The 10,165-nt window shown below is 70.2% G+C and carries 9 protein-coding genes; 3 read left to right on the top strand and 6 right to left on the bottom strand.

Annotated elements, in window-relative coordinates; all coding sequences use genetic code 11:
* Positions 1–61 precede the first annotated feature (61 nt).
* From D7V93_RS28385 to D7V93_RS28375, 3 genes are all read left to right on the top strand, one after another.
* Entirely contained in the window at positions 62–502 is a 441-nt protein-coding gene (locus D7V93_RS28385) for a host attachment protein (protein WP_120646366.1), read from the top strand.
* Between the two features lie 78 nt (positions 503–580).
* Positions 581–2,473 carry a methyl-accepting chemotaxis protein gene (locus D7V93_RS28380; RefSeq protein ID WP_120646365.1) on the top strand — a complete coding sequence of 631 codons (1,893 nt, stop codon included), beginning with the start codon at positions 581–583 and terminating at the stop codon, positions 2,471–2,473.
* A gap of 22 nt (positions 2,474–2,495) precedes the next feature.
* Positions 2,496–3,104 (top strand): HAD family hydrolase, encoded by a 609-nt coding sequence (locus tag D7V93_RS28375; protein WP_120646367.1) that lies wholly within the window; start codon positions 2,496–2,498, stop codon positions 3,102–3,104.
* Between the two features lie 4 nt (positions 3,105–3,108).
* Here the strand turns inward: D7V93_RS28375 and D7V93_RS28370 are convergent, their stop codons facing one another.
* From D7V93_RS28370 to D7V93_RS28345, 6 genes are all read right to left on the bottom strand, one after another.
* Complete coding sequence (locus D7V93_RS28370; RefSeq protein WP_120646364.1) at positions 3,109–3,759, bottom strand: glutathione S-transferase family protein; 651 nt, start codon at positions 3,757–3,759, stop codon at positions 3,109–3,111.
* A 39-nt stretch (positions 3,760–3,798) separates the two neighbouring features.
* On the bottom strand, positions 3,799–4,410 hold the full coding sequence (locus tag D7V93_RS28365) for an adenylate/guanylate cyclase domain-containing protein (protein ID WP_120646363.1): 612 nt from the start codon (positions 4,408–4,410) through the stop codon (positions 3,799–3,801).
* Positions 4,411–4,717: 307 nt separating this feature from the next.
* Positions 4,718–5,422, bottom strand: coding sequence for a carbonic anhydrase (locus D7V93_RS28360; protein ID WP_120646362.1), 705 nt, complete (start codon positions 5,420–5,422; stop codon positions 4,718–4,720).
* A complete protein-coding gene (locus D7V93_RS28355; RefSeq protein WP_120646361.1) occupies positions 5,419–6,993 on the bottom strand; it encodes a SulP family inorganic anion transporter in 1,575 nt (524 codons plus the stop codon). Before D7V93_RS28355 ends, D7V93_RS28360 begins: the two co-directional genes overlap by 4 nt.
* A 181-nt stretch (positions 6,994–7,174) precedes the next feature.
* On the bottom strand, positions 7,175–8,527 hold the full coding sequence (locus D7V93_RS28350; protein ID WP_120646360.1) for a sigma-54-dependent transcriptional regulator: 1,353 nt from the start codon (positions 8,525–8,527) through the stop codon (positions 7,175–7,177).
* The coding region (locus D7V93_RS28345; RefSeq protein WP_244237560.1) for a sensor histidine kinase at positions 8,524–10,165 on the bottom strand (1,642 nt) is incomplete at its 5' end. The genes D7V93_RS28350 and D7V93_RS28345, both read right to left, overlap by 4 nt.

Below are 10,165 nucleotides of genomic sequence, written 5' to 3'. Positions count from 1 at the left end.
GGGGGAAGCTTGCCGGGGACGAAGGGGGTCCGCACTCCTCAAGACACAAGGAGGCGTGAAGATGGCGGACAAGAGGCTCTGGATCCTGGTGGCCAACGCGAGTCGCGCCCGACTCTTCGCCACGGATACGGCGAAAGCGGAGAAGTGGGACCTCATCGAACAGTTCCAACATGACGAGAGCCGGACCAAGCCCGTCGAGCTCTTCAATCAGGCGGACAACCCCAACGCTGGCACGCTGCACGGCCCGGTGTCGGAGAACGACCCCAACGGACGCCGCGAGCTGGAGCATGAACGCTTCGCGCGGGAGCTGTCCGCCCACCTGGACCGGGGCGTGGATTCGCATGCCTTCGATCAGCTCGTCATCGCCGCGCCGCCGTCGTTCCTGGGCAAGCTGCGGGGACAGTTGAGCACGCGGGTGAAGCAACGGGTGCGCCTGGACCTGGACGCGGACTACTCGAACCTGCCGGCGAGGGACCTGCCTGACCGGGTGCCCCTGTTGTAGGCGGACGTCCGGCCAAGGGGTATGTAGCCCGGGTTCTGGTATAGGACCTGGGTTACCTCTCCTCTCGCCCGACGTGCCATGCCTCCTTTCTTCTTCCGGTCCCTGACGCTGCGTGGGCGGCTGCTGCTGTACATGACCCTGGTGTCGTGCGTGCCGCTGCTCGCGCTCACCGGGCTGCAGGACTCGCTGATGCGCCGGCAGACGGAGGCGCAGATCGACTCCTCGCTGCGGATGGAGGCCGAGGGCTTCAAGGACCTGCTCGAGTCCACCCTGGCGGAGCGCGAGTCCAGCGCGAACAGCTGGGCGGAGGACCCGGTGCTGAGGGCCGCGCTGCGCACGAAGGACGCGGCCGCCAGCGACGCGATGCTGGCGCTGCTGCAGCGGCGCTACCTCACGCTCAACGGCATCGTGCTCTTCACCGACGACGGCGTGGCGGTCTCCGCGAGCACGCCCGCGCTGCGCGACGCGTATGCGGGAAGCGCGGCCCAGGTGCGTTCGGCGGCGTGGTTCCGCGAGGCCCAGGCCGGCCGCACCACGGCGGAGGGCGTGGACGTGGAGGACCCCATCTTCAGCGTGCACGTGCTGCCCCTGGCGGTGCCTGTGCTGGACGAGGGCGGCAAGCGCCTGGGCGTGCTGCTGGCCGCGTTCGACTGGGGACAGCTGGATGAGCTGGTGAAGCCCGCGCTCGCCCGGGCCCAGCAGCGCGGCCACCCCAGCTTCTCCCTGGAGCTGCAGGGCGCGAACGGCAGGACGCTCTTCGACACGCGCAAGGGCGCGCACGACGACTCCGGCCGGGTGGCGGTGGCGGCGGTGAACAGCACCGACGTGCGCGACGTGGGCGACGGGTGGAGGGTCCTGGGCCAGCTGGATCCCGCGGAGGCGTACGCGCCCCTGAACCAGATGCGCCGGCTGGTGCTGGGGCTCGCGGCCCTCTTCGTGGCGGCGGGGGGCGTGGGCTCGTGGCTGCTCGCGCGCGGCATCACCCGCCCGCTGCGCGCGCTGAGCGAGGTGGTCCGCCGCGTCGTGAAGGAGGGCGACCTCACCCAGGTGATGCAGATGAAGGTGGGCAAGGACGAGGTGGGCGAGCTGACGGAGGCCTTCGCGCAGATGATGAAGAACCTGCACGAGACGGCCACCAGCCTGCACCAGGGCACGCGCGTGCTCAGTGAGACGGTGGCGGAGCTCAACCTCGCGTCCGAGGTGCAGGAGCGCAACGTGGCCCGGCAGGCCGCGGCGCTCCAGGAGACGCAGGTCACCGCGCAGGAGATCAAGCAGACGTCGCTGCTGGCCGCGGAGAAGGCGGAGACGGTGCTGGGCGTGGCCGCGCGCGCGGAAGAGGTGGGCCGCGCGGGCGAGGGCGCCATCCGCGACAGCCTGGACGGCTTCCAGGGCCTGCACGAACAGTCCGGCGAGATGGCCATGCGCATCGTGCAGCTCAACGAGCGCACGCAGCAGATTGGCGGCATCACCCAGACGGTGAAGGACCTGGCGGACCAGTCCAACATGCTCGCGCTCAACGCGGCCATTGAAGCGGTGCGCTCCGGCGAGCACGGCAAGGGCTTCAGCGTGGTGGCGCGGGAGATCCGCAACCTGGCGGACCAGTCCATCCAGGCCACGGAGAAGGTGCGCGACATCCTGGGGGACCTGGGCCACGCCATCATCTCCACCGCGAAGATGACCGAGCAGAGCCACGCGAGCGTCGCGGAGGGTCTGGACCAGGTGCGCACGAGCGGCGAGCACCTGCGGGAGCTGGCCACCATCGTCCAGGACAACGCCGCGGCGGCGCGGCAGATCGCCGGCGCGGTGAGCCAGCAGAACGCGGGCATCGCGCAAATCTTCAGCGCGGTGACGGACCTGTCCTCGATGATGACGGAGACGCAGGCCAGCCTGAAGTCCACCAGCGGCGCCGCGCGGCGGCTGCAGGAAGTGGCGGGCCGGATGGAAGGCGTCGCGCGGGCGTACCGCATCTAGTCCTGCCTTGAAGGAGTCCCCCATGGCCCCCGTCCCCGCCGTGAAGGCCCTGCTGCTGGACCTGGGCAACGTGCTGGTGTTCCACGACAACGCGCTGCTCTTCGCGCGGCTCGCGGCCCGGGCCGGGCTTGCTCCGCGGGAGGCGGGCCGGCGGCTCACTGGCGCCGGGTGGACGGCGGCGAACCGCGGGCTGCTGGACGCGGAGGGCATCCGCCGGGACGTGTGCGGCGCGCTGGGCGTGGACCTGCCGATGGAGCAGTTCGCGCCCCTGTGGAGCAGCCACTTCACGGTGCACGACGCGGTGCTGCCGCGCGTGGAGGGGCTCGTCGGCCGGGTGAAGCTGGTGCTGGTGTCCAACACCAACGCGCTGCACGTGGCGTACGTGAAGCCCCTGCTGCCGCTGCTCCAGCGCTTCGACGCGCTGGTGCTGAGCTGCGAGGTGGGCGCGGTGAAGCCGGAGCCAGCCCTCTACCGGCTCGCGCTGGAGAAGGCGGGCTGCGCGCCGGACGAGGCCGCCTTCTTCGACGACCTGCCCGAGTTCGTGGACGCGGCCCGGGCCCTGGGCCTGCGCGGGTTCGTCTTCACGGACGCGCCCGCGTTCGACGCGCAGCTGAAGTCGCTGGGGCTGTGAGGGCCTAGCGGTAGCGGGCCAGGGGCGGCTCGCCCGCGGCGGCTTCGGTCCACTTGAGCATGGCGGGCAGCCCGAGCACCGCGTCGCGGTACGCGGTGAGCTCCGGGCGGAACGGGACGCCGTAGGTGATGAAGCGGGTGATGACCGGCGCGTAGAACGCGTCCGCGATGCAGAAGGCGCCGAAGAGGAACGGGCCCTCCTTGCCATGGCGCTCGCGGCAGCCGACCCACAGCGCCTGGACGCGCGCGATGTCCGCGTGCACGCCCGGCGCGTCCACCCCCGGCACCACCTTGCGCGCGGTGAGGTCCATGGGCAGGTGCGTGCGCAGGGCCTGGAAGCCCGAGTGCATCTCCGACGTCACCGAGCGCGCCATCGCGCGCGTCGCGCTGTCCCGGGGCCACAGCCGCGCGTCGGGGAACGTCTCCGCCAGGTACTCGCAGATGGACAGCGAGTCCCACACCACGGTGTCGCCGTGCTTGAGCACCGGCACCCGGCCGCTGGGCGAGTGCATGGCGATGAGCGCCGCCGTCTCCGGCGTGTCCAGCGGAACGAGCACCTCGCGGAACGGCTGGCCGGTGTGGGCCAGGGCCAGGTAGGGGCGCAGCGACCAGGAGGAGAAGTTCTTGGAACCAATGACGAGGGTGAGTTCGGACATGGCGCGGCACCTTACCGCCGCGCGCCCGTCCGTCAGGCCCTAACTGCCCGCGGGCACGCGCCGACGGGTCAGCAGTGAACGCACGCGCGACAGCAGCGCGCCCTCCGCCCGGGGCTCCTCCGGCGTGTCGATGCGGAACACCGCCACCGGCAGCCGGATGTTCTTCAGCTCGTTGCGGCCCAGCCGCACCGGGGGCGCCTTCAGCCGGCCCTCCACCTGCGCGGCCACCGTCTCGCTGACGTACACGGTGCCCGGGCGCGCCAGCGACTCGATACGGGCCGCCAGGTTGACGCCCTCGCCGAACACGTCGCCGTCGCGGTGCACCACGAGGCCCAGGTGCGCGCCGGCGCGAACGGACATCCGCCGGTCGGAGGGCGCCACGCGGTTGCGCGCGTCCACGGCGGCGCGCCACTCCAGCGCGAACGACACCGCGGGCAGCCCCGCTTCGAACTCCAGCAGGAAGCCGCCCTCCTCCAACTGCTTCACCTCGCGCCCACCATGGCGCGGCAGCAGGTCCCGCACGAGCCGTCCATGCTCCTCGTGCAGGTCTTGTTGTAGCGACTCATCCCGCCAGCGTTGACCTGCGGGGGCCTCCATGTCCGTGAACATGATGGCCGACATCTTCCGGGGCTCCGGGGCCTCCACCACCATCGTGCATCCTCCCTCCCCCCGGCGCAGACGAACACGATGCTACTGCACGACGGGCCCTGGCTCCCAACCCGGTCGGGAACCTGCCCGGACGGGGACGCCCCGGGGGACGCAACCGTGCGAAGTCAGAGGCGGACACCCTGTCCGCGCCCCCAACGTAGTGCGCCCCTGACGCAACGCACCAAGCACCCGGGACATCCTGGACCGTAGGTGTCGGGCACCCGACGCGCCGCGGTGGAAGACGTCCGCTGCGAGTCAGGAGCCCCAGCGATCCGCGCTGGACGCAGGGTCGCCGGGGCTCGATGCCGCCTTACTGGACGGCGCGGAGACCCGGCTGCTCTCCGGCTGCGTCGCTCAGCTCAGTCAGGAGCCGATCACCCTCGGTCTCGTCGATGGGAACGAAGCGGCCGAGGTCAGCCCGGTAGGCGTGAACCTGTGCCGCCCCGATGTCGAACCACCAGCCGTGAAGCCGCAGCGTTCCCGCCGCGAGCCGGTCCCGCACGATGGGGTAGGTCTTCAAGTGCTCGAGCTGCTCGAGGACGTTCAGCTGGGAGAGGCGATCCGCCTCGGGCAGCCCCACGCCCACCCGGGTGTTCTCCTGCAACGCCTTGAGCGAGGGCGCTCCGTGCGCGAGCCACTGCTCGAGGTTCGGTGCGCCGTCCACGACGCCTCCGGCCAGGATCGCCTTCATCGCGCCGCAGCTCGAGTGTCCGCAGACAACGACGTCCTCGATGGGCAGGAAGCCCAGGGAGAACTCGATCGCCGCCGCCTCCGAGCGGTCCGCCGTGGAATGTCCGTTGAGCACGGCAGGCGGAACGAGGTTGCCCACGTTGCGCACGGTGAAGAGGTCACCGGGGTCCGTGGAGACGAGCAGATTGGGCACCACGCGGCTGTCCGAGCAGCTGATGAAGAGGCAGTCAGGGGATTGCCCCTTCGCGAGCCTCGCGAAGGTCGTCCGGTACGAGGGCAGGGTGTGACGCTGGAAATCGAGCAGACCTCTGATGAGCTTCTTCACTGAGCACCTCCGGGAGCGAGAGACGAAACGTGATGGACAGGGGGCGAAGGAGGTAGCGCCGCGGCAGGCTCCGTAGCGGTGGCCGCACGCGCGTCACGCCGCCTCCAGACGTCCTCGAGCGGCTCCATGACAACGATGCCGCCCGTCTTGCGATGCGTGTCAGCCCAGCTCTCCAGCGCCTCGAAGCCGGAGTGGTCGAGCGTGTTCACCGCCACGTCCACCTCCACCTTGGAGCCCGACGGAATCTGCGCGAGCGCCGTCGACAGCTTCGGCACCCCGACGAACGTCAGCGCTCCGCTGATGCAGACCTGGTGAACGTCATTGGCGACCTGGCGCTCCACGCGCACCTGGCCGAGCTGCCACAGGAGCCGGAGGATGGCTGCGCCGAGTCCCAGACCGATGCCCGCGAGCAGGTTGATGCCCACGACCCCGGCCACGGTGATGAGGTAGACCGGCAGCTCGCCCCGGTGCCGGAGTTCCCGGATGTGGGCGAGGTTCACGAGCTTCAGGCCCACGTGCACGAGCAGACCGGCGAGCACCGTCAGAGGCACGTAGGACGCGAGGCTCCCCAGCAGGGTCACGAAGGCGAGCATCCACACCGCATGGAGCACCGCCGACCAGCGCGTCTTCGCGCCGGCGTTGATGTTCGCCGCGCTGCGCACGATGACGCCGGTGATGGGCAGACCGCCGACCAGACCGGAGAGGGTGTTCGCCACGCCCTGCGCGAGCAGCTCGCGATCGAGGTTCGCCCGCGCGCCCGTGTGGAGCTTGTCGGTCGCCACCGCGCTCAAGAGCGATTCGGCGCTCGCCACGAGGGCGAGGGACAGCACGGCCACGAAGAAGGCGCCCCACGCCGCCCCTTCAGGAAGGGAAGGCAGCTTGATGGCCGACAGCGCATCCGCCGCCAGCTGCACCCGTGCCACGTTCGCATTCAACACCGCCGCGACCGCGGTTCCGCCCACGACCGCCACCAGCGGACCCGGGACCTTCTTCAGCCGCCCGTTCGGCAGGAACTGCCACGCGATGAGGATTCCAAGCGTGAGCAGACCCAGCAGCGTGGCCGGTCCGTGAAGGTCGAGAACCTGCCCGGGCAGCTCCCGCAGGTTGTTCCAGGCATTGCTCTGCGGAGAGCCGCCGAGAACGATGTGGACCTGCCCCAGCACGATGAGAATGCCGATGCCCGCGAGCATTCCGTGGATCACGGCCGGCGAGATGGCGAGCGCCGAACGCGCCACCTTCAGCGCGCCGAGCGCCACCTGCACGAGACCCGCCGCGGCCACCGCCGCGCACGTCACGGCGAAGCCCAGCTCCTGGATGAAGCCAAACACCATCACCGCGAGGCCCGCCGCGGGGCCACTCACGAGCAGCGGCACGCCGCCCAGAAGGCCCACCACCAGGCCTCCCACGACGCCAGCGATGAGTCCCGCCATGATGGGCGCTCCGGAGGCGAGCGCGATGCCCATGCAGAGGGGCAGCGCCACCAGGAACACCACCAGCGAAGCCGGCAAATCCGAGGCGAGGATCTCCTTGAACGAGGGCCTCGCCTCCGCAGCTTTTCCAACCGAAGTCATTGCTTGAGCTCCCCTGTCATCTGCCGAGCCCGTACAGGGGCTCGACGTGACAGGCGGGGCTAGGCAATCGTCGTGCCACTCCGTCTCGGGCATTTCCCGGCGGGGGCGTGACGCGTGAGGACCGGGGGATGAAAGAAACTTGAAGCCCGCGACTCAGCCGATGAAAGACTTTTTAAGTCCTTCACTCCGAGGGTGGGTTCTCCTCCAGCCGGCGGAGAAAGGTCGGATAGGACAGGCCCAGTGCGCGGGCCGCCTCCATGCGCCTGCCGCCAAGCTGCTCGAGCACGTGCCGGACATAGAGTCGATCCACTTCATCGAGCGGCCGGGGTGGGCCTGACACGGAGAATGCGTTGGGGTCGCCCGGGGGCGGCGTGCCGCCTCCCTTGGCGAGGGATGGCAGCTCGAGCGCGGGCCCGCCCTCGAGCACGAGCGCTCGCTCGAGCACGTTGCGCAGCTCCCGGACATTGCCGGGGAAGGCATAGCTCAGCAGGCGCTCCTCCGCGGCGGCGGAGAAGGGGACCGGGCGTCGACCAAGCTCCGAGCAGAGCTCCAGCACCAGCGTCCGTGCGAGTGGCAGCACATCCTCGCGACGCTCGCGCAAGGGGGGCACCTCCACCCGGAACACGCTGAGCCGGAAGAGGAGGTCCTCGCGAAAGCGCCCGGCGGCGACCTCCGCGTCGAGGTCCTTGTTGGTGGCTGCCACGATCCGGGCGGTGCTCGTGAGCTCCGTCGTGCCACCGAGTCGTCGGAAGGCCCCCCTGTCGAGAAACGTGAGCAGCTTGGCCTGGAGCGCGAGCGGCAGCTCACCCACCTCGTCGAGAAAGAGCAGCCCATCGCTCGCGAGCTCCACGAGCCCGCGCCTTGCCGTCTTCGCATCCGTGAAAGCGCCTCGCTCGTGTCCGAAGAGCTCGCTCTCCATCATCGTGTCCGGAAGCGCGGCGCAGTTGATCTGCACGAAGGCCCCCTGCTTCTGGCGCAAGGCGTGGAGATGGCGGGCGAGCACCGCCTTCCCGGTCCCGGTCTCCCCGAGCAGCAGGACGGGACTTCGCGGAGTGGTGGCGATCCGCGCCAGCATCTCGAGGGTTCGCTGCATCGTCGGCGAGCGAGACTCCGCCATCCGATGCCGTCCTTCGAGGACGCTCTCCGCCTGGCGCAGCCGTTCCTCGAGCTGGAGGTCGCTTGCCGCGCGGCGTGCGCGCATCACCAGGTCGTCAATCTCGACCGGCTTGCTCAAGTAGTCGCGAGCACCCGCCCGGATGGCTTCGACAGCGCTCTCGATATCGCCGTGCGCGGTCACCATCAGCACGACGGTCGCCGGAAGCTGGGCACGCAGCTCGGGCAGGAAGACGAGCCCATCTCCGTCCGGCAGCCTTCGATCCAGCACGACGAGGTCAGGCGCCTCGGCGGCGAGCGCGGCGCGGGTCTCATGCAGCGAACGAGCAACCCGGACGCGAAAACCTTCCTGGCTCAGCATGGATGCCGCGAGCGAGGAGAAGGTCCTGTCGTCATCGACGAGCAGCAGGGAGGTGCTCATGACGCCATCTTCTCGAGTGGAAGGCGAACCGTGAAGCGGCTGCCTCCGGGCACGCGGGTGTAGGAAACACTTCCTCCATCATGCGCACGGATGGCCGTGCGCACCATCGGCAGCCCGAGCCCGATGCCCTTCGACCGCCCCACCGCGAAGGGCTCCCAGAGCCGCGGCTCGAAGGCCGGGGGCACTCCTCCCGCGTTGTCCTCCACGACGAGCACCACCTCCGCGGCTTCGCGAAGCAACCGGACCTCGACGCGAGGCGTGGGCTGCTGGCCGATATCATGGGCCACGGCGCCGGCTTCGACGGCGTTGCGCATGAGATTGTCGACAGCGGAGACCAGCAGCGTCGGGTCCCCCTTCACGAAGAGCCCCTCCTGCAGCGTGGTCTCGATGGCGACATCCGCTGCTTCCGGCAGGAGCCTCACGGCTTGAAGCGCGTCCTGGACGAGCAGGTGCATCTCGCAGCTGCGCCGCTGCACGGGATGGGGAGAAGCAAAGCCCAGCAATGAACGGGCAAGGTGGCCGAGCCGGTCCGCCTGGGAACGCAGCGCCTGGACGGGCAAGGTCGTCTCCCCTCCCTTCGCGCGAATCATGCTGAGCGCGGCCTGCATGCTATTGAGCGCGTTCTTCACCTCGTGGGCGATGAGCGAGGAGGCCGTGCCGAGCGCCGCCATCGTCTCCTGGTGTCGCAATCGCTCTTCGGCTGCCACCAGCGAACGGTAGGAGCGACGCAGGAGCACCGTGAAGAGGAGGAGCACCCCGCCGAGCAGCACGGTGTGAAAGCCGAGCTGGCCAAGGTAGCGGCGCTTGAGCATCTCGCGATCCCGCGCCTCGTCATCGAGCACGGCGAGCAGCATGTCGGTTCCGGGAACGAGCGCCGCTGCGCCGAGCAGCCGCGTGCCTCCGAGCGTGACGGCCCCGGGAGCGTCCACCAGCGGGCGAAGGCGTGTGGCGAGCTGCGGCTGGCGCAGCAGTGGCGGGGGCGTTGCCGGCAGGAGGAGCCGACCGCGCTCGCCGAGCAGGGCGACCATGGACTCGTTCGTCCCGCGAGGGGTCGTCGGTAGCAGCTCGTTCGCCGTGGTGAGCTCGCCCACGAGGAGGCCCACGACACGCTCGTCGCGCACGATGGGGACCGCGACCGCGACGAGCCCTCCGCCTTCCTCGTCCAGCAGTCCGACCGAAGCGACCCGCTCTTCCACCATCCGCCGGAACCATACGCGCGAGGCGAGCGGTGTGCGCCCGAGCGGCATGTCCACCGGGTCGCTCCACATGCGCTGGCCGTTCGCGGCCACCAGCGCGACTCCCGCCGAGAAGAGGGACGTGTGGCTGAAGGCATTCTCGAGGAGCGCTACCTCGGGTCCTGTTGCGCCATCCTCGGGTCTGAGCGACGGGTGCTCCGCAAGCCGTTGCAGCTCCGAGCGCAACAGTCCGAGATGTGCGCCCAGTGCCTGGGCCTGGAGGCCCGCGCGGTCCGACAGGTGGGCGAGGAGCTCGCCCTCCGCCGTCTTCACGTCCTCCTGGTAGGCCACGAAGGGGCTCACGAAGGCGGCGCCCCAGAGGAGCATCAGGCCGACCACGGCGGACCGGCCCGCTTTTCTCTGCGTGCGAAGAAGCTCGCCCGGTGGGGGCACGAGCGAGGGC

It is taken from the genome of Corallococcus llansteffanensis (assembly GCF_003612055.1).
Taxonomy (GTDB): domain Bacteria; phylum Myxococcota; class Myxococcia; order Myxococcales; family Myxococcaceae; genus Corallococcus; species Corallococcus llansteffanensis.
The sequence above is the reverse complement of the archived record's forward strand: the minus strand, read 5'-3'. Positions and strand labels throughout refer to the sequence as shown.

What these genes read in the sequence shown, in the direction of transcription:
- D7V93_RS28380 (WP_120646365.1), top strand. Translation starts at nt 581, where the DNA reads ATGCCTCCTTTCTTCTTCCGGTCCCTGACGCTGCGTGGGCGGCTGCTG.
- D7V93_RS28375 (WP_120646367.1), top strand. Translation starts at nt 2,496, where the DNA reads ATGGCCCCCGTCCCCGCCGTGAAGGCCCTGCTGCTGGACCTGGGCAAC.
- D7V93_RS28365 (WP_120646363.1), bottom strand. Translation starts at nt 4,410, where the DNA reads ATGGTGGTGGAGGCCCCGGAGCCCCGGAAGATGTCGGCCATCATGTTC.
- D7V93_RS28355 (WP_120646361.1), bottom strand. Translation starts at nt 6,993, where the DNA reads ATGACTTCGGTTGGAAAAGCTGCGGAGGCGAGGCCCTCGTTCAAGGAG.
- D7V93_RS28370 (WP_120646364.1), bottom strand. Translation starts at nt 3,759, where the DNA reads ATGTCCGAACTCACCCTCGTCATTGGTTCCAAGAACTTCTCCTCCTGG.
- D7V93_RS28350 (WP_120646360.1), bottom strand. Translation starts at nt 8,527, where the DNA reads ATGAGCACCTCCCTGCTGCTCGTCGATGACGACAGGACCTTCTCCTCG.
- D7V93_RS28385 (WP_120646366.1), top strand. Translation starts at nt 62, where the DNA reads ATGGCGGACAAGAGGCTCTGGATCCTGGTGGCCAACGCGAGTCGCGCC.